This window comes from Rhodococcus sp. 5A-K4, from assembly GCF_046097995.1.
Lineage (GTDB): Bacteria > Actinomycetota > Actinomycetes > Mycobacteriales > Mycobacteriaceae > Rhodococcus_F > Rhodococcus_F erythropolis.
This window is the reverse complement of the sequence record NZ_JBJURM010000006.1, coordinates 170,853-193,363: the sequence shown is the minus strand read 5'-3', so window position 1 is coordinate 193,363 and position 22,511 is coordinate 170,853. Positions and strand designations below refer to the sequence as shown.

Sequence of the window (22,511 nt, the reverse complement as noted above, 5' to 3'; positions counted from 1 at the left end):
AGCTTCTCTGGTTACATGCCACATTCCGCGCCCGGGCAGAACAGCCCCGCGCCCACGTCCTCAACCCACGCACACACCATCGAGAACCACTGGGCTGCGGTCGCCCTGATCGCAGCGTCCACCTTCATCGTTGTCGCGGCAGAGATGATGCCGGTCGGGCTACTCACCCCGATCGGTGCTGACCTGGTGGAAAGCGAAGGGACCATCGGGCTCTCACTGGCCATTACCGGGTTGGTGGCAGCGGCCACTGCCCCGTTTGTGCCCATCGTGACCCGGCGCTTCGATCGTCGGTCGACGCTTATCGTCCTGATGTTTGTAGTCGCCGCGGCGAACGCCCTCACGGCTCTCGCACCAAGCTTCGCTGTGCTCGCTGGTGCTCGCGTCCTACTCGGTGTGAGCATGGGCGGAGTCTGGGCACTCGCCGCTAGCCTGGCACCCAAATTGGTGGGTTCCAGATCCGTCGGGTTGGCGACCACGATCATCTTCAGCGGAATCGCTGTTGCCTCAGTTCTCGGTGTCCCTGCGGGGACGTATATCGGAGCAGCGGCCGGGTGGAGCGTGGCATTCTGGACTCTCAGCTGCGCCGCGACGCTGATCGCGCTCGCCATGTTCGCTGTCCTACCCGTGATGCCAGCTGATCAAGCTTTGTCGCTCGGGAGTCTCGCGGCGGCTTTTCGGAACCCGGGAGTCCGGGTCGGAATCGCGATTACCGCGCTCATCGTCACCGCTCATTTCGCGGCGTACACCTATGTGCGTCCGGGGCTGGAGCTCTTCGCAGGATTGCACCCTGCGCAGATCGGCACGATGCTCTTGATCTACGGGGCTCTGGGCGTTGTCGGCAACTTCATAGCCGGGCCATCTGCCACCAAGTCACCGAAGACTGTGGTCGTCATCCTCAGCGCGGGAGTAGCGATCACCCTTGCCCTGTTCCCGATCTCGGCTACTACCTTGATCACAGCTGCTCTGCTCATGGCGGCTTGGGGCCTCTTCTACGGTGGTGTATCGGTGAGTACTCAAACATGGATCGCACAAGCAGCCCCCGTTCACCGAGAGGCCGCTGCGGCTCTGTGGGTTGCAGTCTTCAATGCAAGCATCGCCCTCGGCGCGTTCGCGGGTGGACGCATTCATGACCACTCCGGTTCCGAAACGGTCTTCTGGATAGCCGCGGGAATCGCCACTCTCGCAATGCTGCTCGCCACATTCCGCAATCCCGTCGTTGCAAAGCACGAACTGACAACCTAGCCGCCGACACAAAACCTTCATAGAGGCAGGACAACAGATATGCGCCAGGCACCCGTTTCGACATTCATGGATGTGACCGAGATGCTCGAACGCTACCGGGACAAATCGCTGTCTCCGGTGGAGGTGCTCGAGTCCACCATCGAACGTATCGAGGCGCTCAACCCGACCTTGAATGCAGTGGGACACAATTTCTTCGATACTGCACGGGTACAAGCGAAGTCAGCGGAACGCCACTACGCCCGCGGTTCGGATGTCAGCCTTCCGCTCGCCGGTGTTCCGGTTGTGGTGAAAGAGGATGAACCGGTGCAAGGCCAACCGTGGACTCAAGGGTCCAAGGTCTATGAGGACTTGATCGCCACCCACACTTCGACTTTCGTGCAGCGGATCGTCGACGCCGGTGCCATTGTCCACGCGCGATCGACGGCCCCGGAATTCTCCTCGGCCGCGTTCACACAGTCCGAGTTGTGGGGCGTCACTCGCAATCCGTGGAACACGAAATACTCCTCCGGCGGGTCTTCCGGTGGATCGGCAGTCGCACTTGCCACCGGTATGACGCACTTGGCTACCGGTTCCGATGTTGCAGGATCGATCCGAACTCCGTCGTCTCTCAACGGAATTGTCGGGTTCAAGCCACCGCACGGCCGTGTCCCCGTCGATCCGCCCTTCAATCTCGATCGCTACTGCCACTGCGGTCCGATGGCTCGCACCGTAAGTGATTGCCTCACAATGCAGTCGGTCATCGCGGGACCGACCTCCACTGACATTGTCTCGCATGTACCGGCATCGCCGCTGTCCGGCCTCGCAACGCATTCGTTGACAGGAATGCGTGTCGCCGTGATCCCCGCGTTGGGTGACTGGCCGGTTGATCCGGACGTTGCCGCCAACACCGCCAAGTTGGTGGACACCCTCACTGCGCTGGGCGCACGCGCGGAGATCATCGAAGTCGACCTGTCACGCGCTGCAATCATGCGTGCGGCCGCCATTCACTACGATCACGTGTTCGGTGCATCGATCTCCGCCGAAGCGTCCGCGCACCCCGACAAGGTCACGGAGTACGCGAAGGAATTCGCGCGATGGGCACGCCGCACCCGTGGTGACGCGACTTTCCTCGACGGACTCGCGATCGAAGCCGAACTTTATTCGTCGATCGGATCCCTGTTCGACACCTATGACGCGTTGATCACTCCGGCAGTGGTGACGGAGGGCTTTCTTGCCGGCGACGACTACGTCGGGCACGGAATCAATGTGGCTGGAACAGAATTGGAGTTCTACCTCGAGGCTGTCCCGGCCATCACCTTCAACATCCTGAGCAGCTGCCCGGTGCTGACAATCCCCACCGGTTTCGCTCGGAACGGAATCCCCACCGGTACACAGATAGTCACGCGGCCGTACGACGACCAGACGGCCTTTGCGATTGGGCTCGCCCTCGAGAAGGTCCTGCCGTATCCCGGCAATCACCCGGACTGCCATGCGGCCCCGCAGGTATTGTTTGGCGTTTGAAGCTAGCTCTGGTGGAGGGTTGACCAGAATGTAGTTAGGTGCCATATTAGTTGCATGGCAGTGGACGGAACCGATCACGACTCACCCACGTTGGATCAGGCGCGGCGGCAGTTGGAGCATTACGGCCTCGGGTCCGATCCGCAGGCGGTGCTGGTTGCGGTGCGGTTGATCTCGGCGGGCGCGCGGCTCGGTCGAGCGACTGAGGTTCACTTCGCGAGGTATGGGCTGTCGACCGGCCGTTACCGACTGCTTGCGGATCTGGAAGACCACGACGGGGAGAAATCTCCCTCACGTCTGGCGGCTGATCTCGGCGTCTCGCGGGCCACGGTCACCGGCTTGGTCGATGGGCTTGAGCAGGAGGGTTTGGTCGCTCGACGTCCGTCCGCGGAGGACGGGCGTGGTGCGGTGGTCGTCCTGACTGCTCGCGGCGCTCAGCGTTTACGTGACATGGCGCCCGAACACTTTGCTCGTCTCGAGGAAATGGTCGACGAGCTCACTGTCGACGAGCGTGCGGTTTTTCTGGATCTGCTCTCGCGGGTCGTTCGCGGTATCGGTGCGCTGACTGCGGAGTAGTCGGCTGGGATTCCAGGCATTCGTGTAGCGATTTCGAATCGTCGTCAATTCTCGACAGAGGCTTCTCCTTCCATGCCCAAATAGTTAGCCACCTAATTATAAACGGAAAGTTGGTCTCCTTCATGTCCGGACTCACCCCGCCGATCCGTCGCGAAAACAAAAGGGAGATAACCGATTCCAATCGACGCGTCCCGGTTGCCGATCGTCGCGCCGCACGACCTTTCGCCCTGTGGAGAGAGGTGCTGGTCGCCTACCTTGCCCCTGCGCTGATGGCGGGTGCGGGCGGAGTCGCATCCGGCCAATCGGGCCTCACGATGGCGGCATTTACGTCCATTGCGGGTACGTCGGCAGTGGTGGCGTTGCTGATCGGCTCCTGGCTGCAGCGTCGCGGGAGGTCACGGCCGTGGACCACGGCCCTGCCTCGCGTCATGGTGGCGGCAATTCTTGCCGTCGGAGCCGCTGTGATTGCTGGTCTCGTCGGGTGGTTCGCCTCCCGTTGGCTACCAGCTCACACGAGTGTGGTCGACACCGCTCGGCTTGCTCGCCTGCAACTCGATCTACCGATATCTGCCGCTGTGGCTGCCGTCATCGTCAGCTGGCGATGGCGCCGTCAGAACCCCTGACAGACAACATATGTCAAAGATCCCCGGCTTCGCGGGGAAGACCGAAAGGAACACGATGATCGTCATCATGGGAGCGTCCGGAACCACAGGCGGCGCGTTGCTACGCAGTCTCGCATCCTCGGGTGTGCCGAGTCGAGCGCTGTCCCGCGACCCGGACAGGCTGCGCGCCCACCTCGGCGATTTGGCCGACGGTTTGGTCGAAGTAGTGCCGGCCGATGCCGCAGACCCAACTTCGCTACGCGCGGCTTTCGAAGGGGCCGAACAGCTTTTCCTCGCCATGGCCAACGGCCTCGAACAGGTCGAGTTCGAAACGCGTGTGATCGACATAGCCGCCGAGAGCGGCGTCGAACACATCGTCAAGATCTCCGACCCCGCCGCCGCGGCCGACTCCCCCATCGCGCTCTCCCGTGGCCACCACGCCGTTGGTGAACACCTGCGCGCATCCGGGATCCGCCACACTCTGCTCCGCCCCTATGCGTTCATGCAGAATCTGTTGCTCCTGGCTCCGGCGGTGGCTGCGCAAGGGGTGATTCTGGGCGCGATGCGGGACGCGCCGTGCAACTGGATCGACTGCCGAGATATCGGCGACGTCGCCGCGGCCGTGCTCACACGCGCCGACCTCGCCGGCGGTACCTACGTCCTGACGGGTAGCGAGGCAGTCGGCTACGGCGGCATCGCCGATTCTCTGACCCGCATGCTCGATCGCCCCGTCCAATATATCGACCTGCCGCCGCACGAACTACGGCAAAACCTCGTCGATCATGCCCACATGCCTCCGTGGCTGGCCGAGCACATTCTGGAGATCCAGCAACTTGCCGTCTCGCGCCCGGAGTCACCCACCGACACGGTGGCACGTGTCCTGGGGCGTGAGCCACGAAGCCTGGATGCGTTCCTGCGTGAGAATCTGGACCGTTTCCGCTGATTCACGCTGCGAGAGCAGCGCCGCCAGAAGTCACGCGGTTGATCAACGAGCCCACCGAATCCTGATCGGACCTCGTACGGATTCCGGGTCGACGACTTCGCCGCCCTGGGTGATCTGTACTTCGCCGTCGGCCACCATGTGGCGGGCAGCCTCTCGGACGGGGTCCATCAGCGGACGCCAATTGTCGGGTGCCGCTGCGCGGGCCACGTCGGAGGGGCAGATGCTCGACTCGGCCGATCGGGCACTGAGTAGTTCGCGGATCTTCGCCGCCAGTTCTTTCTCTTCCACCGTGTGACCTCAGTTTCCGGTCGTGACCGTAGGCCTTCAACAGAGTATGAACCTTCGGTTCGGCGAGTTGTGGCGAAGGAATGGTGCACATCGATAATTATTGACGGCGTGGAGAATTCGAGTGCAACGCGCCGCGACGTAGTCCGAAAGTCGTATTCGGCCAGATCCCAGGAGTACGCGGACCTCTTCGGCTCGATGGATTCGACGCACGTATCTGATCGGGCCCTGGTGACCAGCTGGGCTGCCACTTTGACCGGCCCCGTGCTCGACGCCGGGTGCGGGCCGGGGCAGTGGACAGACTTCCTGGCCCAGGGCGGGCTGGATGTGTGCGGGATCGATCTCGTGCCCGAGTTCGTCGAACGAGCCCGCACCCGATACCCGGATCTTTCCTTCGAGGTCGGGGGCTTCGAGGCATTGGACGCGAAAACGAATTCACTGGGCGGCGTGCTGTCCTGGTACTCGCTCATTCACCATCACCCGCAAGATATCGAGGCACCGCTCGCTGAATTCGCGCGCGTGATCCGCCCAGGTGGTGGGTTGCTGGTGGGCTTCTTCGAAGGCGCGACCGTAGAGCCTTTTGATCACGCCGCGACGACTGGTTATCGATGGCCGGTGACCGAACTTGCCGAGGTGCTGGTCACAGCGGGCTTCGACGTGATCGAGACCCATACCCGGACGGGGAGCGGCTACAGGCCGCACGGCGCAATCACTGCCAGCCGGCGCGGCGGCGAATAGCGGATCGAGACAGAGCTAGCAATCCTCTTTCATTCATTTCGTGTCAGTGGTGTGCTGGATGAGTCACTCCCCGGCTTTTTCAGCACCGGATCATCCACAGTTGAAAGAAGGCGCCATGACCACGATCCATCTTCACAAGACGACCACTGCGACGCCCGAACAGGTCCTTGCCGGCCTGACCGACTTCGGCCCGGGCCGTGAGGAAATCTTCGGCCGCAGTGCGGACAGCTACCTGAAAGTGCACCAACAAGGACCCCACGATGCTGATGTCACCGAGGGCTCCAGTGGTATCTGGGAGCGTCTGCACTACGACTGGACCGACCCGCACCGCGTCGTGATGACAACCACCGACTCCAACCTGTGGGGCGGGGCGTCGAGCCATACCTACACGCTGACCCGGCAGCCGACGGGCCTGACCGATGTCGATGCCGTCGTGGTCCGGGACGGCAAGAACCTCAAGGGAAAGCTCCTGGCGTCGGTACTCGGACTCGTCGGCACCCAAGTGCTGGGAAAGTCGTTCACGAAGTCCATCGATGCCATCGAAACTCGCAACGGTGGCGCGAGCGGCGGCAACACACAGTGACAAGAACCTGACGGACTTGTCAGAGCGCTTCGAGGGCTTCCGTCATCTTCTTCACCGTCTCTGGTGCCACTTTGGCTTCGAATCCCGCCTTCAGGAGAGGCGACGCAATCTTGGCGGCACCGTTGAACTCGACGTTCGCGTGATATTCGATCTCGGTCGAGTTCGGACTCACTGAAGTCAAGGTGATGTCGTCGGTACTGGTGGCAGTCTTGTTCTTTCCTTCGAGAACAACGTGATTCAGCTCGTCGGTCACCAGCGTGTACGTCAGTTCCGTGGTGACGCCGAATAGCTTGGACACGTTGTGCCACTGAGTTCCGACGCCGACAGGACCGTCGGAGATCTGTGTGCAGCTCTCGGTGCCCGGATCCCACGTCGGCGCATTGGCGAAGTCGCGGAGAAACGCCGCAGCCTTTTCGATCGGTGCCTCGGCGGTGAATTTGCGGGTGACGTCAACCATGCGGTGGGCCTTTCGGTTCATTTTTCGGCGGTAGTGCCGCGGTGAGAGTTCGTTCCGACGCCCGGGCTACCCAAACTCGACAAACGGTAACCACCTTCAGAAGACTGCGCGGTCCAGTGGACGCGGAAGCGGGTCGAGTGCGCCGGTCTCGCGCAGGCGCTCGTACGCCCGAACGACCCCATCGATGGCCCCGATCTGTAGCAACACGCCGCCCGGTAACGCGGCAACGCCTGCTGCGAGGTCACCCGGGATCGCGTCAGCGCGAGCGGACGAGAGGTAGCCGACTCGGCCGATCACGGGATCACCGACGCGATAGTCGGACTCGTCTTCGAGAGCGTCGAGGAAGTTGTCGTCGGTGACGTCTCCGAAATCCGGTTCCCACACCGCGGCGAGCATCCGAAGTAGTTCTGTCTCAGGAACTTCGGCGGCGTCCGGCGCGCTGACGGCAATAATCATCGACTGAAGGACGATTTCAGGTTCGCCGCCCGCCAACCCGGAGAGTTCGAGCCCCCATTCGGACCCTCCACTGGATGCGAGCCTCAATCCGATTCCCAGACGATCCGACCAGTCTTCGGCGGCCTGCGCGTTCTCGAGGACCTGTGCCAACTGGTCGACGGTCACGGCAGTAGCAGGTCCAGCGGAATGGATCTGTTGCCACGACCCGCCGACCACCTCGGGCAAGAGGGATTCGACTTGCTCCAACGTCCGACGCCACCGGGAGGCCACGGCCTGCACCGATTCCGGCCGTCGTCCCCAGAAAACTCGAATAGCGCGTCGTGTCATCGAATCCTCCGGTAAGGATCGTCCATGGGTAGCCATATCCCGTCTTCGTGGATTTCGAGATCAGTGACGCCGCGGGTGAGAGCGTCGACGGCCGCGAGAACTGCAGGGCGCGTTTCGTTCTCGCGGCACAGGAGTGACCACGTCCAGATCGCCGCGGGGTCGATCACCGGACGTGCAGTGAGATCGCTTGGCAGCGTGATGGTCTGCCCTTTGGGCGAGTTGACGACCGGACGGCCGACGGCACGGACGTGATCGAAGAATGCCGGACCGGTGATACCACCGTCGTTGATGCGCAGGATCTGTGCGCCGGTATCGCGAGCGAATTCTTCGGCGTAGACGTTCCACGAATACCAGGAGGTGGTGTCGTCGTCGACGAGTACGACGACGTCGCGTGCCCGCACCGGTGTGGTGTCCTCTCCGGTGGAGACCGCGTACAGCCGATCCGCACCGAGCAGTTTTGCGCTCAGAGCATGTTGGGCGACATCGGTTTTCCGCACCCAGGCGATCGCCAGGTCGAGGCTGCCGTCCGCTACCCGCGCGGCCTGCGCGTGCGAAGGCACCACCCAGGCGTCGACGTGCAGTTGCGCGACCCCTGAAGTGCGCGCGATCAGATCCGTGGGGAGCCAATTGACGTAGCCGATCCGGACGGGCTCCGCTCCGGACAGACGCTCCGCGCGGCGTCGCAGATTCTCGGCACTCTCGAGTAGCGCACGGACATCAGGGAGCAGGGCCGCGCCGGCTGGCGTCAGAGCGACGGAACGGCGGTCGCGGACGAACAGCTTGACGCCGAGGTCGCGTTCGAGTGCCATGATCTGCTGCGACAATGACGGCCCGGCTATCAGTAGCCGCGCCGCGGCTCGGCCGAAGTGCAGTTCCTCGGCGACGACCTCGAAATATCTCAGCTGACGCAGCTCCACGATCCTTCATGCTACGTGCGGTGGGAGGTTGTGCCTATCAGTCAGGAGCAAAGCGGTCGTGGCGGTCCGGCGCGGCCGGGGCACACGATAAGACCATGACCACAATCCACAACGGCGTCTCCTCGCGAGCGCACGCTGTCCAAGCTGCCGCTGCGCTGGCGGCGAGCATGGGAATCGGTCGATTCGTCTACACACCGATTCTGCCGTTGATGCACACGCAGGCCGGTCTGTCCGCCTCGCTCGGCGCCACCCTGGCGACGGCCAACTATGTCGGGTACCTGATCGGCGCGCTCGCGGGAATCCTCATTCCCGGCGTGGTGCGCTCGGCAGCGGTGATGCGTACGTCGTTGGTGGTCCTCATCGCGACTTTGGCGCTCATGCCCACTACCCACGACGGATCCATCTGGTTCGCCCTGCGGCTCGTCGCAGGCATTGCCAGTGCCCTCGTCTTCATGATCGCCGTCAGCGCTTTGCACGCGCACCTTCGGGGGCAGTCCCAATTCCTGGCCGGATGGGGATTCGGCGGAGTTGGGTTGGGTATCGCCCTGTCCGGGGTCCTCGTGTTGGTCGTCCGCTTCATCGGTACCTGGAGTACAGCCTGGCTGGCATCTGCGGCCCTTGCAGTGGTGTGTGCGGTCGCAGCCTGGGGATTGACGCCGGAACCGCGTCCGACCATCACACCGGACGCGCCGGGAACTCCCAGTTCCCAACGCTGGTTCACTGCCTTGTTCATCAGTTATTTCCTGGAAGGCATCGGCTACATCATCGCGGGCACGTTCCTTGTTGCCGCAATCGATCTCGCCGCTCCAGAATGGGTCGGCAGCGGCGCTTGGATAGTGGTCGGTCTGGCCGCATTTCCCTCGTGCGCCCTGTGGGCTTGGCTCAGCCCGCGTTGGTCGAGGCCGACTCTGCTTCTCGTTGCCCTGTTGATTCAGGCGGTGGGCATAGCGCTTCCTGCTGTGATCGGAGGCGTCGGCCCCGCACTGATTTCAGCTTTCCTGTTCGGTGTCACCTTCCTTGGTATCGGGTCAATTGTGTTGGCAATCGGCGCGCACCTGCAGTTCCCACGCGCCGTGGCGTTGCTGACCGCTGGATACAGCGTCGGTCAGATTCTCGGCCCACTCGTTGTCACTCCGTTGCTGCGAGACGGGTATCGCGACGCTCTGCTGTTGGGTGCGGCCGTCGTTCTGGGCGCGGCAGTGGCCGCCGCGGCCTTGCGGTTCCGATTCCCTTCCGATCTCGATGCGGACCCTCGGACGGCCACCTCGACTGAGGAGGTAGTTTTTGATGTCAGATGACGAAACCGCCGGAGCACTACCCGACGTAGGACTGGAGATGTTCGAATGAGCGCACTCACAACCGATCTCGACCTGAAGGTCCCTGTCATCGCAGCGCCCATGGCCGGCGGCGCTTCCACACCGGCACTTGTTGCTGCTGCCTCTCGCGCAGGCGGTCTCGGATTCCTCGCCGCCGGGTACAAGACGCCTCAGGCTCTGTCCGACCAGATCGACACCGTGCGCGCCGAGGGAGTGTCGTTCGGTGTCAACGTCTTTGCGCCCAACCCGGTGCCTGTCGACGTCGATGCCTACCGTGCCTATACCAGGGCGATCCAGGTCGAGGCGGATCGCTACGGCATCACACTGGCTGACGGTGAGCCGGTCGAAGACGACGACTACTTCGAGGACAAGATCGATCTGCTCCTGGCCAGCCCGGTTCCGGTGGTCAGCTTCACTTTCGGCTTTCCCGCACCCGGCGTCATCAAGGCGCTGCGCGCTGCCGGTTCACTTGTCGTCCTCACTGTGACTTCGGAGGCAGAGGCGCTCCTTGCCGTCGACGCCGGTGCCGATCTGCTTGTCGTGCAATCGTCGGCTGCCGGCGGCCACTCCGGAACGCTCACTCCCCTGCAGGTTCCGGCAGAAACACCGATCACCGAACTGATCGCTCAGATCCGTCACCGCACGTCGGTTCCGCTATTGGCGGCCGGTGGACTGGCGACCTCCGCCGACGTCGCTGCAGCCTTACGTGCCGGAGCGGACGCGGCAGTGGTCGGTACCGTACTGCTGCGCACCGAGGAGAGTGGTGCCTCGGCTCCGCACAAGGCAGCTCTGGCCGACACGTCACGCGGGAACACGGTCGTCACAAGAGCTTTCACGGGACGTCCTGCACGGGCACTTCGGAACGAGTTCATCGATCACTACGACGCACAAGCGCCCATCGGGTATCCGGCCATCCATCACCTGACCAACCCGATGCGCAAAGCCGCTGTTGCGCAGGCAGATCCCGAGCGAATGCACCTGTGGGCCGGCACCGGCTATCGCCACGCGACGGAGGAACCAGCCGGGGTAGTGCTTTCGCGATTGGCTAACCTGTGACGGCGCGGACACCGGAAGCCGGATTGCCGGAAGTAGTGACATACGACGGGTTGCCCGGGTCCGCCGGTGGTGCACACTCGCTTCGAGTCAAGCGTCCCGATGTTGCATTTCAGCGGCTGCAGACATTCCTGGAATCCTGCACCGAACCAGTGTCTTTGCCGTCGTGGACGTTCGAGATCTACCAGAGTGGGCCATCCGAGCCGACCGCGCAGTTGTCATCGTTCGCTACCGAACTCTTCGGTGGGCCCCGCTACAAAGCGCAAACCCATACCGAATGGAACGTCCCACCTGGTTCTGTCAACGAAGCGCTCGATGCCCTCGTTGGTTGCGATGCGGTTACAACCCACGGACGTTCTGTGGCGGCACTGACCTGCAGCGCGCCCGTACGCCTGATCGACCCCGACACCCGCGCGCCGTACCCCGACATCACCCCCGACACGTTCGGCCGTTTTGCCGTGGATGGATACGGCCGGATTCTCGGCGAGTCAGGCATACGCGCAACCCTCGGCAACGCCGCATCCTCACTGTCCCTGTGGCTCAACCTGCCTGCAGACGAACGGTTGTCGTCCGGTGCTCGTCACCTACAAGACCATCTCCCGTTCCGGCTGTCCGCGAAACACTGGCGTCTCTGGCGGCCGAACCGGAGCGGAGACTCGTATCGTTCCAACAAGATTCCGTCACCGGTTCACGACCACGTTTGAATCACGCAGCAAGCATTTTCATCTCGGGCAGAGTTCGCCGATCTCGGAGACAATGCGATCAGCGCTGCGAACCACCCATACCGCGCGTCCGTCTCGTAACGAAGGCATCAGGAATCGGTCCTTTTCGATGGGCCAGTGCACAAAGGGAAATCCGCCGGCCAGCTCGTCCTGGACTTCGCCGGCGATCAGGGGACTGGTTCCTGCACTCTTGCCCTTTGGCCGTGGTCCAGCGTCGAGCGCGAGGTGGCAGTGGCCGTCATCGAGCATAGACACCGTCCACACGCAGTACTGCATGTACGTATCAGGGATGCTTTCACTGTGGCACGTTGTCAGAATGCGTCTTCCTCGAGTTCCATGATCTCGTTGTCGAGGGAACCCAGGATTTCTTTCATCGACGCCAGGATAGGCAGGATGTTCTTGGCGAAGTACGACGCGATGACCACCTTGCCCCGATAGAACGACCGGTCCTTTGCCGACGCGTCACGGTCCAAGGCTGCCAACGCGACTTCCGCTTGCACCAACAGGCGCCATCCGATGAGCAGGTCGCCTACCGCGTACAGAAAGCGCACCGAGCCGAGGCCTATCTTGTACAACTCGGAGGGTTGGTCCTGGGAAGCCATCAGATACCCGGTGAGCGTCCCGGCCATCTCCTGCACGTCGGTCAAGGCGGTCTCGAGTAGGACTCGCTCGGCCTTGAGTCGACCGTTCCCGGCCTCACTGTCGATGAACTCTCGTATGCGACCGGCTACGTGAGCGAGTGCAACGCCGCGGTCGCGTGCGATCTTTCGAAAGAAGAAGTCCTGCGCCTGGATCGCCGTGGTGCCCTCGTACAGGGTGTCGATCTTGGCATCGCGGATGTACTGCTCGATGGGGTAGTCCTGAAGATATCCGGAGCCGCCCAGGGTCTGCAGGCTCTCGGTGAGCAGTTCGTAGGCCTTCTCGGAGCCGACGCCCTTGACGATCGGCAGCAGCAGATCGTTGACCCGCGCCGCCAATTCGGCATCCGCACCCGAAACCAACTCGGCGACATCGGCATTCTGGTGTGCAGCGGTGTAGAGGTAGACCGCTCGGAGGCCTTCGGCGTAGGCCTTCTGCATCGCCAGGCTGCGTCGGACGTCGGGGTGGTGCGTAATGGCCACACGGGGCGCGGTCTTGTTTGTCAGCTCGGTGAGGTCTGCGCCTTGAATTCGTTCTTTTGCGTACCCGAGGGCGTTGAGATAGCCGGTGGACAGTGTTCCGGTAGCCTTGGTGCCCACCATCATTCGAGCATTCTCGATGACCTGGAACATCTGGGCGATACCGTTGTGGACATCACCCACGAGCCAGCCGACGGCAGGAACGTCCGTCGCTCCGAAGGTGAGCTCGCAAGTTGGGGAAGACTTGAGGCCCATCTTGTGCTCGACGCCGGTGACGTACACACCGTTGCGCTCTCCCAGTTCAAGTGTGTCCGAGTTGAAATGGGACTTCGGAACGTAGAACAGGCTCAAACCTTTGGTTCCTGGACCGGCTCCCTCGGGCCGGGCAAGCACCAAGTGGAAGAGGTTCTCGGCCGTGTCTCCGACGTCACCGCCGGAGATGAATCGCTTGACGCCCTCGATGTGCCACGTGCCGTCGTCCTGCGCGATTGCCTTTGTTCGGCCTGCGCCTACATCGGATCCGGCGTCTGGTTCGGTGAGCACCATCGTTCCGGCCCATCCGCGTTCGAATCCTTCTTTGGCCCAGTGTTTTTGCTGTTCGTTTCCGATGGTGTAGAGCACGCTCGCCATCAGTGGACCCATGTTGAAAAAGCTTGCGGATCCGTTTGCCGCGACCAACATTTCGCCGATCGCCCAGACCAACGGCGCCGGAGCAGGTACACCACCCATGCCTTCTGGTAGGCCGAGTCGCGACCAACCGGCTTCGTTCACCGCCTCGACCGTCTTGCGTAGAGGTTCCGGGACCACAACTGCGTGATTGGGTGCGTCGAATTCGACAGGGTTCCGATCCGCGTCGGCGAAGGACGCTGCGACCGGGCCTTCTGCCAGTCTCGCTACTTCCGCAAGAATGTTGCGCACAGTGTCGGTGTCGAGGTCCCCGTATGCGCCGGCATCCAACAGTTCGCCGATCCCGAGCACCTCGAACAGATTGAACTCGATATCACGCACGTTGCTTTTGTAGTGACCCATTGTTCTCCGACCTTGGTTCGTCAGCAATACGATTCGTCAGCAGATACGGCTCGTCAGCAGTACACAAGAAAGCCTGCCCCACAAGGAATTCAGTACGCAACCGTAGGTAGAGACGAGTTTCGTTGCTACAAAGTAGCGCCGAGTCGCTCTCATTGAAACATTCACTCGTACAATCGGTTTCCGTTGGTGGGGGTGCATATCAGTCGCGTAGCATCCTCTTGGGTCAAAGCAGCTGCGCACCAATCGAAGTGCCCATCCTGACCTTCGGCGTCAAACGCATTCGCTGTGATCAGTGAACATGCTGCTCGGTAAACCAAGAGCGCCTCTCGTTGGTAGCCGAGACGTTCCTCGATCGGCGTGGAGAGCCCAGTTCTGTCTCGTGAGCCTTTGGTATCGGTCAGAGGGTGAGTAGCACTTTGGTGGCGCGCCGCTCGTCCATCGCCTGGTAGCCGGCGGCGGCGTCCTCCAACGGGAGAGTGAGGTCGAAGACGATGCCCGGGTCGATCTGGTCGGTCATGATGAGCTCGATCAGTTCGGGTAGGAATCGCCTGACCGGCGCGGGACCGCCGAGCAGGCTCACCGTCGCGAAGAACAGGTTCATGACGTCGAGTTCGACGCCGTGGGATACCCCGACGTAGCCGACATGTCCGCCGGGGCGGGTAGCTCCGATAGCCTGCATCATCGATTCTTGGGTGCCTACGGCTTCGACGGTCGAGTGGGCGCCGTAGCCGCCGGTGAGTTCCTTGATCTTCGCGATGCCCGCGTCGCCCCGCTCTTCGACGATGTCGGTGGCGCCGAATTGCGTGGCGAGTGCCTGCCGGTCGACGTGACGTGACATGGCGATGATCCGCTCGGCGCCGAGTTGTCTGGCAGCGAGGATCGCCAGGAGTCCGACTGCGCCGTCGCCGACGACGGCGACTGTTTTGCCTGGTCCGGCTTCCGCAGCTACGGCGGCGAACCAACCGGTGCCGAGTACGTCGGAGGCTGCAAGGAGGCTGCGAGCCTGCCGCTCGGTCGGCTCTCCGCGGACAGGGACGAGGGTGCCGTCCGCGAGCGGGATGCGAGCGTATTCGGATTGGGTGCCGACCGAGCCCATCATGACCTGGTGGATACAGCGAGACTGAAAGCCCGCCTCGCAGATTTCGCAGGTGTTGTCCGACGCGACGAACGAGCCCACGACGAAGTCCCCAACTTCGATGTCTTTGACGTCAGGGCCGACCTGTTCGACGACGCCCACGTATTCGTGTCCCATCGGCGTCGGGCCATTCAGCTTTTCGATGCCGCGATACGGCCAGAGGTCGGAACCGCAGACGCAGGTGGCTGTAACGCGAATGATCGCGTCGGTCGGTTCGACGATCACCGGCGCATCGATCTCTTCGACCCGGACATCGCCGGGAGCATGCATGACGACAGCGCGCATGACGTGGCTCCTCACCATCGGTTTCTTCGTGTCACTTCAACCTGATCACGATTTGGCGGCGTGCGGGAGTCCCGCGCGATAGTGGTACTGCGAGGGACTCCCTCGCTACCGGTCACTGACTTACGCTCGATGGCATGGACGATCGAGCGCAAGTACGCGAATTCCTGACCTCGCGGCGCGCCCGAGTCACGCCCGAACAAGTTGGACTGCCGGCCGGATCGAACCGCCGCGTGGAAGGTCTGCGTCGAAGTGAAGTGGCAACCCTCGCCGGAGTGAGCGTCGAGTACTACACCAGGCTCGAGCGCGGAGCGATCAGCGGCGCATCGCCCGGAGTGCTCGACAGTATCGCGAAGGCCCTACGACTCGACGACGCCGAGCGCGCCCACCTTTTTGATCTCGCGCACGCGGCAAGCCCGGTAGCCAGGCCCCCGCGTCGGCGAAATACGAAGGGCTGGAAGCCCCATCAGAGCCTCCAGTGGACGCTCGACGCAGTCACCGCAGGACCCGCTTTCGTGCGGAACGGTCGCATGGATCTTCTTGCTGTCAACCCACTCGCGCGTGCGTTCTACAAGGACCTCTACGACATGCCGGGGCAGCCCCCGAACATCGCGCGCTTCACGTTCCTCGACGAAAGGGCTTTCGAGTTTTATCCGGACTGGAACGCGTTTGCCGAGGTGACCGTCTCGATTCTGCGAACCGAGGCTGGGCGAGATCCTCACAACAAGGAATTGCACGATCTGATCGGTGAACTCAGCACTCGGAGTGAGGAATTCCGGCGTCGGTGGGGCGCGCACGACGTCCGCCATCACGGCACCGGATTCAAGACTTTTCACCACTCCGCCGTGGGGGAGCTGACGCTTGCCTTCGAAGGTTTGGAGATGGCCGCCGAGCCGGGGTTGACGCTCACGATCTACACCGCAGAGCCGGGATCGCCCTCCGCGGAACGGATGCAGCTACTCGCCTCGTTGGCAGCCAGTGAGAATGCGGACTCTGCTCCTCACGTGTCGGAGCGGTCGCTGACGGACGGCTGACGAACTGCGCGACGGTTGATCGGGTCGTCAGTTGACGACTTCGACGGTGGTGCGCTTCGTGCGTTCCTTGCGCAACAGGATCATCAGCGGCAGAAAGTAGAGAGCGGCAACGCCGGTGCCTACCAACACCGGCCCAGTGGCACCGAGACTCGAGGCGAACGCGAACCCGGCGATCCAGGAGCCGACCGCCGTGCCCAGATTGAACGACGAGGTGCTGAGAGCAGAAGCCATCGTCGGCGCCTGATCGGCATAACGCACAGCCATCCCGATCAGGATGGGATTGGTCGACATGCCGAATAGTCCCAGCATGACTACGAGAATCACCGTCACGATCACGTTGTGCGAGAAGAGGCAGAGCGCCCCGAGTACGAGAAACGTCATCGCTGCCGAGACGAACAAGACCCCGTACTGATGCTTCGCACCGAGTCGACCGCCGAGATTGGAGCCGACGAACGCACCGAGTCCGTAGCCGACAAGCACTAGCGGCACTGCCGACGCAGCAAGTCCCGTGTTCTCGGTCAACAGCGGAGAGATGAAGCTGTACGCCGCCAGCGATGACCCGCACACGACGGCGCAACCGGACAGAACGAGCCAGATGCGTCCGTCCCGTAGGCTCGCGATCTCCGCTCGCCAGGACGGCACCGCGCCGGAGTCGGTGTCGGCGGGTACCAATCGGTGGACGACGGCCGCGGCGACGAGTGCGAGGGCGGCGAGGGCCCAGAAAGGACCACGCCACCCGATGCTCTGACCGGCCAGAGCGCCGAGCGGAACACCGATGACGTTCGCGAGCATGCCTCCGCCCAAGACGATGCCGAGCGCGCGCGAGGAAGACGCCGGGCCGGCCGCTTTTGCTCCGACCACTGCGGCGACTGCCCAGAAGGCGCCCGTCGCCACGGCTGTGAGGAAGCGGGCGCCGAGAATGAGTCCGAAGTTGGACGAGAGCGCGACGATGACGTGTCCGATCGCGAAAACAATCAGAGCCGAGCTCAAGGTCACGCGTCGGGGAACCCTGAGTGTCACGATCGCCATCGCCGGCGTGCCGACGATCATTCCGATCGCGAAGACGGTGATCATCAGGCCGACGTTCGCGATCGACGTACCGAGGTCACCCGCGATTTCGGGAAGAATGCCGGCGACGACGAATTCGGTTGTGCCCATCAAGAAAACTCCGACGGCCAGCACGTAGATCACGAGCGGCAGGCGGCCGGTTTCTTCGACGGTCGGGGCGGAAATCATGAGGTGGTCAGTTCTCTTTCTGTTGACGACGCGCATGTCGTGGCGCACCCGTCCAGGGCATCACGCCCGTCGCCTGCGAGGGAGTCCCGGTCGTTGGTGGTACTCGAAGGGACTCCCGGTGTGGCCGATTGCGCGCTACCGTCGGCGCAAAGACTGCCTGAACCCGGGAGACGCGCCCATGACACGACGACAGATCCGAGGACTGGGCGCCGCCGTGCTCGTCTCGGCCTTCCTGACGGCCTGCGGTAGCGAGGATCCTGAAGGGCCCCGTCCGCAGGCAAGCACGACAACACGATCGGCGCCCGCCGCGGCCTTCGGTGAACCCGAGACCGTCGCCGACGGCTTGGACGCGCCCTGGTCGATCGCATTCCACGGCGACACACCACTTGTCAGTGAGCGCGGCAGCGCGCGAATCCTCGAACTCGACGCCGGCGGAAACAGCCGCGAGGTGGGAGTCGTCGACGGCGTCAGCCCAAGAGGTGAGGGCGGTTTACTAGGGATCGCAGTACGTGAAAACCGCCTGTACGCGTACTTCACCGCGAACGGGGAGAACCGGATCGAACGCTTCGACATCATCGGTGCTCCGGGGGAATTCGCGCTCGGGCCGGCCGAGACGATTCTCGACGGGCTCGCTTCGGCCAACTACCACAACGGTGGTCGCGTCGCGTTCGGCCCGGACGGGATGCTGTACGTGACCGTCGGTGATGCCGGTAGTCGAGACAGGGCTCAGGACCTCGACTCGATGTCCGGGAAAATCCTTCGAATGACTCCGGATGGCGATGTGCCGCTAGATAATCCATTTCCGAACTCGTTTGTCTACAGCTACGGCCACCGCAACTCCCAGGGCATTGCCTGGGCAGGGGACGGCACGATGTACGCCAGCGAGTTCGGGCAGGATACCTGGGACGAGCTCAACAAGATCGAAGCAGGCGGAAACTACGGGTGGCCCGAGGTCGAAGGGATTGCGGGTGAAGACGGATTCATCGACCCGCTCCAACAATGGTCACCTGACGATGCCAGCCCCAGCGGAATCGCCACCCACGACGGCACGATCTACATCGCCAATCTTCGTGGTGAGCGACTCCGCACGGTGCCCTTGACCGATCCCGCGACCGCCGACGAGCAATTTGTCGACGAATACGGGCGCCTCCGTGATGTTGTAGTCGCACCGGACGGGGCGCTCTGGATGCTGACGAACAACACCGACGGACGCGGCGACTCCAACCCCGGTGATGACCGCATCATTCGGGTGCCGTTGCGCTGACGTCGATTTCCGGCGAACGCAGTACTTCCAGCCCGAGGAACCTCGCCGAAGCCGGTGATTCACTAATATCGTTACGACAGATGACGCGGGTACGGATCGGAGAGACAGCATGGGGACTTGGGGTTCAGGACCTTTCGACAACGACGTAGCGGGCGACCTGCTCAGCGCGGTACAGGCGGGTGACTACGATATCGACGATTACGCACGCCACCCCGACGACGGCTACCTCGATGCCGATGATGCTCAAACAGCTATTGCCGTCGCCGAGATCCTTGCGGTTGCGCACGGGGTTGCTCCGGCGCCTGTGCAGCTGGCCGAGATTGATGCCGCCGGGTACGCCGGAACCTTGAGTCCGGAGCAGAAGGCATGGGTCCTCACCGCACTCGAGCGTGCCGTCGCAGACAGCGACACGTCGGAGTTGTACGAGTTGTGGGAAGAAAACGGTCCGGAAGACCTCGCGGCTTGGCGGGCACCGATCCTGGGCAGATTGGCGAGTCTCAAAACGGTGGGATGAGTGTCACTCGTCAACAGTCCCTTGGTTACTCGGAGTTCGAAGACGACAGACTCCCCTTGACATACCGGGTGGTGTCGTCGGCGAGGATCTCAGCCAGCCCACGTTCGATGCCGTCCAGGGCCTGCGCGGCGACATCGGCCGGAGCGATCTTCTGTTCGGCCGGTACGCCCGCAGCCATGTCGGTATCCATGTATGCAACGTGCAGTGCCGAGACGGCGATTCCCCGCGGCGCCAGTTCTTCTCGAACGGCGTCGGTCATCGCCCACGCCGCTGCCTTCGATGACGCGTAAGACCCGAGCGCAGCCGGATGGAACCAGGACAGCACCGAAAGAACATTGAGTACTGTTCCGCCTCCGTTGTTTTCGACGACCGGAGCAAACGCCCGGGTCACGGCAAGCGGGCCGTAGAAATTGACGTCCATCTCGCGGCGAACGTCATCGATGTCGCCCCCGATCAAGGGTGCCGAGGTAGAGATTCCGGCGTTGTTGACCACCAAGGTCACATCCGATGCGATTTGCGCTGCGGCGGTGATCGATTCGGCGTCCGTCACGTCCAACCTCAGGGGGATGACGCCGGGCAGATCGACAGTTTCCGGATTGCGGGCAGCCGCGTACACCTTCGCGCCGCGCTCGACGAGCCCTGCGGCCAGATGGCGGCCGAGTCCGCGATTGGCTCCGGTGACGACCGCAACCGTCTTGTTCAGGTCCATGATTCTCCCAGGGTTGTGACTGTCGGTGACATTTAGATTATGAATCAAATCTAAGTGTGGGCTAGGATAGATGTCAAGTGAAATCCAAACTGGAAGGCGTTGTGATGGGCCGCGTATCGCAGCAACAAGCGGAAGAGAACCGTCGGCGCGTCGTGGAAACCGCAGCTCGTCTGTTCCGAGAGAAGGGCACTCACCTCAGCGTCGCCGACTTGATGAAGGCGTCGGGGCTGACCCACGGTGGTTTCTACAAGCAGTTCGCGTCCAAGGATGCGCTCATCGACGAAGCGACCACCCATGCCTTCGCGGAACTGGCGCAGCTGCACGCAGCAGGTCTCGAAAGGCATGCAGGGCAGCGTGACGAGGCTCGACAAGCCCTGATCGACAACTACCTCTCCGTGGAGCATCGCGACAATCCGGCAGACGGATGTCCCGCTGCTGCACTCGCCGCCGACATGGCACGCGAGCCGGCAGACAGTGAGGCCCGTCGGGTGTATGTCGAGGGGGTCGGTGATTTTGCCAAGGCGCTCGCGGATGAGGAGCATGACGGGCTGGTGCGTCTCTCGACCATGATCGGCGCTCTGGTCCTCTCGCGAGCCACCAAGGGATCGTCCCTCTCCGAGGAAGTCCTTGTCGCTGCTCGTGAAGAGCTCACCGGGTAGTCCAGGATGATCCGCGTACGGCCCGCTGACCCGGCCATGCATACTGGCTGAGGTCTCTGTCAGCGATACCTTCGATTGCTTCGAGATCTGCAACGTCACTACCCGATGGCCGCAGGGGAGAAGCGAGAGATGTTCACACCCAGAGAATTTGGCAAAGTCTCAGTGCTGGTACCAGAGAACGGTGGGACCGTCCCCTTCGGAAACACCGTGGTCGTGCACGGATCCGAACGCACGCTGGTGATCGACCCGTCCCTCTCCCTCGACCGAGATCCCGTGGGCGCAGACCTCGTCTTCATCAGTCACGGCCACGAGGACCACGTTGCCGGTCTCCGGCATTTTCAAGCACCGACGTACGCGCACAACCTCGACGCACCGTCGGTCGCCTCCCTTGACACGATGCTCACAAATTACGGCCTCCGCCCCGAGGAGCGAGCTGAGGTCGAACATTCAATAGCAGCGCAGTACGGCATTCCCCCGACGCACGATGACGTTTCCGGGATCGCCGACGGACACGTCTTCGACCTCGGAGACCGCACGGCGACGGTCATTCACCTACCTGGTCACACTCCCGGACATTGTGGCCTCCTCATCGAGCCCGACGGCTTCTTCTATGTCGCCGACATCGATCTCACCTCCTTCGGCCCGATGTACGGCGACCTGGGCAGTAGCGTCGACGACTTCCTTGCCTCCATCGACCGCGCCGCGGGCATCGACGCTCGGTGGTACGGCACCTTCCATCAAAAGGGCGTCGTCGAAGGCAGCGACGAGTTCCGTCGCCGGCTGACCGCCTACCGCGACAAACTGCTCAGCCGCGAAGAAAGACTCGTCCAATTTCTCGGTGAACCAAGGCAGTTGGAAGACATCGTCGCGCATCGCCTCGTCTACCGTCCGCACGTCACCGCGCCGTACGTCGATGCAGTCGAACGTCGAACTGCGCAGCTGCACCTTCAGCGGCTCGTGGCGGCCGGTGCCGTTGTCACGCTCGAGGGCAACGTATTTCGGCGTGCATGAATGTGTCGTGTCATCCATTGGATGTGAACAGAGCGGGCAGAAGGGTGTAATTGTGGCGAGGGTAGTTGTTGTCGGCGCGAGCCGGGGACTTGGTCGTGCATTGATCGAGGGTCTTAGGAGCGATGGTCACGACGTTGTCGGTATTTCTCGTCGGCGCCCTGACGGGTTCGACGTCTCCGAGTGGATCGAAGCAGATCTGACCGACCCTGTTGCGGCAGCGAACTCGATCGACCAGGAGCTTGTCGGAGGTGTAGACACCCTGATTTGCAACGTCGGAATTTGGGAAGGGGACGCCTTCACTTCCGATTATGTGTTCACAGATCAATCCGACGTCGAAATGCTGGAAATGATCAACGCCAACATCACCGGCACGATCCTTTTGTCGAAGCGCCTGATCCCGCGGATGATCGGGCGTCCTCGACCTCGGATTTTCTTGACCGGTTCTACCTCGGGGCTCCCGCGAAGCGGTAGGCCGGAAGTTGCGTTCGGCGCATCGAAGTCCGCGATCAACGGCATTGCCGACGCCTTGAGAGAGGGCAACCGGAAGGACCGACTCGCAGTGACGGTCCTTCACCTCGGATATCTCAACACGGAAGATGGACTCGATGTGCCCCGAGACATCGCTGCTGCCCCCGGAGATGGGTCTCTGGTTCCCGTGCACGACGTCGTGGATACCGTGCGCTCCATCTTGAATCTGTCGTCTTCGTCATCGGTTCGAGAAGTGGTCCTTACTGCCATCGACGACACACGATTCTGAACGACAGCTACCGCTTCGGTCTGTGAATCCGATTGCCGAACAGATGTAT

25 protein-coding genes are annotated in these 22,511 nt (G+C 62.5%); 16 read left to right on the top strand and 9 right to left on the bottom strand.

Annotation, left to right across the window (positions count from 1 at the left end; genetic code table 11):
- The first annotated feature begins 15 nt into the window (after window positions 1-15).
- The 5 genes from ACKAMS_RS10685 (at window position 16) to ACKAMS_RS10665 (ending at window position 4,860) form a co-directional block, all read left to right on the top strand.
- Window positions 16-1,242: an MFS transporter gene (locus ACKAMS_RS10685; RefSeq protein WP_069145310.1), complete on the top strand. Its 1,227-nt coding sequence runs from the start codon at window positions 16-18 to the stop codon at window positions 1,240-1,242.
- 39 nt (window positions 1,243-1,281) lie between these two features.
- Window positions 1,282-2,742, top strand: coding sequence for an amidase (locus tag ACKAMS_RS10680; RefSeq protein WP_408989008.1), 1,461 nt, complete (start codon window positions 1,282-1,284; stop codon window positions 2,740-2,742).
- A gap of 54 nt (window positions 2,743-2,796) precedes the next feature.
- A complete protein-coding gene (locus ACKAMS_RS10675; RefSeq protein WP_003943230.1) occupies window positions 2,797-3,315 on the top strand; it encodes a MarR family winged helix-turn-helix transcriptional regulator in 519 nt (172 codons plus the stop codon).
- 122 nt (window positions 3,316-3,437) lie between these two features.
- Entirely contained in the window at window positions 3,438-3,938 is a 501-nt protein-coding gene (locus tag ACKAMS_RS10670; RefSeq protein ID WP_070795434.1) for a hypothetical protein, read from the top strand.
- 10 nt (window positions 3,939-3,948) lie between these two features.
- Window positions 3,949-4,860: an NmrA family NAD(P)-binding protein gene (locus ACKAMS_RS10665; RefSeq protein WP_408989007.1), complete on the top strand. Its 912-nt coding sequence runs from the start codon at window positions 3,949-3,951 to the stop codon at window positions 4,858-4,860.
- Window positions 4,861-4,902: 42 nt separating this feature from the next.
- Here the strand turns inward: ACKAMS_RS10665 and ACKAMS_RS10660 are convergent, their stop codons facing one another.
- Complete coding sequence (locus ACKAMS_RS10660) at window positions 4,903-5,148, bottom strand: DUF3253 domain-containing protein (RefSeq protein WP_046379624.1); 246 nt, start codon at window positions 5,146-5,148, stop codon at window positions 4,903-4,905.
- Window positions 5,149-5,256: 108 nt separating this feature from the next.
- Between ACKAMS_RS10660 and ACKAMS_RS10655 the strand changes: the two genes are divergently transcribed.
- The gene (locus ACKAMS_RS10655) at window positions 5,257-5,883 is read left to right on the top strand and encodes a class I SAM-dependent methyltransferase (RefSeq protein ID WP_408989006.1); all 627 of its coding nucleotides are present in this window, start codon (window positions 5,257-5,259) and stop codon (window positions 5,881-5,883) included.
- A 115-nt stretch (window positions 5,884-5,998) separates the two neighbouring features.
- Window positions 5,999-6,466, top strand: coding sequence for a hypothetical protein (locus tag ACKAMS_RS10650; RefSeq protein ID WP_408989005.1), 468 nt, complete (start codon window positions 5,999-6,001; stop codon window positions 6,464-6,466).
- A 19-nt stretch (window positions 6,467-6,485) separates the two neighbouring features.
- On the opposite strand, the gene ACKAMS_RS10645 is transcribed toward ACKAMS_RS10650, so the two are convergent.
- The 3 genes from ACKAMS_RS10645 to ACKAMS_RS10635 all read right to left on the bottom strand — a co-directional run bounded on the left by ACKAMS_RS10645 (window position 6,486) and on the right by ACKAMS_RS10635 (window position 8,623).
- On the bottom strand, window positions 6,486-6,923 hold the full coding sequence (locus ACKAMS_RS10645) for an SRPBCC family protein (RefSeq protein WP_084324715.1): 438 nt from the start codon (window positions 6,921-6,923) through the stop codon (window positions 6,486-6,488).
- Window positions 6,924-7,019: 96 nt separating this feature from the next.
- Complete coding sequence (locus ACKAMS_RS10640) at window positions 7,020-7,706, bottom strand: hypothetical protein (protein ID WP_408989004.1); 687 nt, start codon at window positions 7,704-7,706, stop codon at window positions 7,020-7,022.
- Complete coding sequence (locus tag ACKAMS_RS10635; RefSeq protein ID WP_081098452.1) at window positions 7,703-8,623, bottom strand: LysR family transcriptional regulator; 921 nt, start codon at window positions 8,621-8,623, stop codon at window positions 7,703-7,705. The genes ACKAMS_RS10640 and ACKAMS_RS10635 overlap by 4 nt, the downstream gene beginning before the upstream one ends.
- A gap of 95 nt (window positions 8,624-8,718) precedes the next feature.
- On the opposite strand from ACKAMS_RS10635, the gene ACKAMS_RS10630 reads away from it, so the two are divergent.
- From ACKAMS_RS10630 to ACKAMS_RS10620, 3 genes are read left to right on the top strand one after another with little or no spacing between them, the layout of a single operon-like run.
- Window positions 8,719-9,921, top strand: coding sequence for a YbfB/YjiJ family MFS transporter (locus ACKAMS_RS10630; RefSeq protein ID WP_408989003.1), 1,203 nt, complete (start codon window positions 8,719-8,721; stop codon window positions 9,919-9,921).
- A gap of 45 nt (window positions 9,922-9,966) precedes the next feature.
- Window positions 9,967-10,995, top strand: a complete 1,029-nt coding sequence (locus ACKAMS_RS10625; protein ID WP_021333259.1) for a nitronate monooxygenase family protein — start codon at window positions 9,967-9,969, stop codon at window positions 10,993-10,995.
- Window positions 10,992-11,696 (top strand): hypothetical protein, encoded by a 705-nt coding sequence (locus ACKAMS_RS10620; protein WP_408989002.1) that lies wholly within the window; start codon window positions 10,992-10,994, stop codon window positions 11,694-11,696. Before ACKAMS_RS10625 ends, ACKAMS_RS10620 begins: the two co-directional genes overlap by 4 nt.
- Window positions 11,697-11,714: 18 nt before the next feature.
- Here ACKAMS_RS10620 and ACKAMS_RS10615 read toward each other — a convergent pair whose 3' ends face one another.
- From ACKAMS_RS10615 to ACKAMS_RS10605, 3 genes are all read right to left on the bottom strand, one after another.
- Window positions 11,715-11,969 carry a hypothetical protein gene (locus tag ACKAMS_RS10615; RefSeq protein ID WP_408989001.1) on the bottom strand — a complete coding sequence of 85 codons (255 nt, stop codon included), beginning with the start codon at window positions 11,967-11,969 and terminating at the stop codon, window positions 11,715-11,717.
- 56 nt (window positions 11,970-12,025) lie between these two features.
- A complete protein-coding gene (locus ACKAMS_RS10610; protein WP_408989000.1) occupies window positions 12,026-13,861 on the bottom strand; it encodes an acyl-CoA dehydrogenase in 1,836 nt (611 codons plus the stop codon).
- A 397-nt stretch (window positions 13,862-14,258) separates the two neighbouring features.
- The gene (locus ACKAMS_RS10605; RefSeq protein WP_408988999.1) at window positions 14,259-15,281 is read right to left on the bottom strand and encodes a zinc-dependent alcohol dehydrogenase family protein; all 1,023 of its coding nucleotides are present in this window, start codon (window positions 15,279-15,281) and stop codon (window positions 14,259-14,261) included.
- Window positions 15,282-15,415: 134 nt separating this feature from the next.
- Here ACKAMS_RS10605 and ACKAMS_RS10600 point away from each other — a divergent pair, with 134 nt between their 5' ends.
- Window positions 15,416-16,312 (top strand): helix-turn-helix transcriptional regulator, encoded by an 897-nt coding sequence (locus tag ACKAMS_RS10600; RefSeq protein WP_279219823.1) that lies wholly within the window; start codon window positions 15,416-15,418, stop codon window positions 16,310-16,312.
- A gap of 27 nt (window positions 16,313-16,339) precedes the next feature.
- Here the strand turns inward: ACKAMS_RS10600 and ACKAMS_RS10595 are convergent, their stop codons facing one another.
- On the bottom strand, window positions 16,340-17,548 hold the full coding sequence (locus ACKAMS_RS10595) for an MFS transporter (protein ID WP_408988998.1): 1,209 nt from the start codon (window positions 17,546-17,548) through the stop codon (window positions 16,340-16,342).
- 178 nt (window positions 17,549-17,726) lie between these two features.
- On the opposite strand from ACKAMS_RS10595, the gene ACKAMS_RS10590 reads away from it, so the two are divergent.
- Both ACKAMS_RS10590 and ACKAMS_RS10585 read left to right on the top strand, forming a co-directional pair.
- Complete coding sequence (locus ACKAMS_RS10590; protein ID WP_408988997.1) at window positions 17,727-18,812, top strand: PQQ-dependent sugar dehydrogenase; 1,086 nt, start codon at window positions 17,727-17,729, stop codon at window positions 18,810-18,812.
- A gap of 109 nt (window positions 18,813-18,921) precedes the next feature.
- Window positions 18,922-19,326 carry a DUF4259 domain-containing protein gene (locus tag ACKAMS_RS10585; RefSeq protein WP_019745980.1) on the top strand — a complete coding sequence of 135 codons (405 nt, stop codon included), beginning with the start codon at window positions 18,922-18,924 and terminating at the stop codon, window positions 19,324-19,326.
- A 25-nt stretch (window positions 19,327-19,351) separates the two neighbouring features.
- Here the strand turns inward: ACKAMS_RS10585 and ACKAMS_RS10580 are convergent, their stop codons facing one another.
- The gene (locus tag ACKAMS_RS10580) at window positions 19,352-20,035 is read right to left on the bottom strand and encodes an SDR family oxidoreductase (protein ID WP_019745979.1); all 684 of its coding nucleotides are present in this window, start codon (window positions 20,033-20,035) and stop codon (window positions 19,352-19,354) included.
- 77 nt (window positions 20,036-20,112) lie between these two features.
- On the opposite strand from ACKAMS_RS10580, the gene ACKAMS_RS10575 reads away from it, so the two are divergent.
- From ACKAMS_RS10575 to ACKAMS_RS10565, 3 genes are all read left to right on the top strand, one after another.
- A complete protein-coding gene (locus tag ACKAMS_RS10575; protein WP_020971305.1) occupies window positions 20,113-20,694 on the top strand; it encodes a TetR/AcrR family transcriptional regulator in 582 nt (193 codons plus the stop codon).
- Window positions 20,695-20,823: 129 nt separating this feature from the next.
- Window positions 20,824-21,705, top strand: a complete 882-nt coding sequence (locus ACKAMS_RS10570) for an MBL fold metallo-hydrolase (RefSeq protein ID WP_060939802.1) — start codon at window positions 20,824-20,826, stop codon at window positions 21,703-21,705.
- 52 nt (window positions 21,706-21,757) lie between these two features.
- Window positions 21,758-22,462: an SDR family NAD(P)-dependent oxidoreductase gene (locus tag ACKAMS_RS10565; protein ID WP_408988996.1), complete on the top strand. Its 705-nt coding sequence runs from the start codon at window positions 21,758-21,760 to the stop codon at window positions 22,460-22,462.
- Window positions 22,463-22,511: the final 49 nt, after the last annotated feature.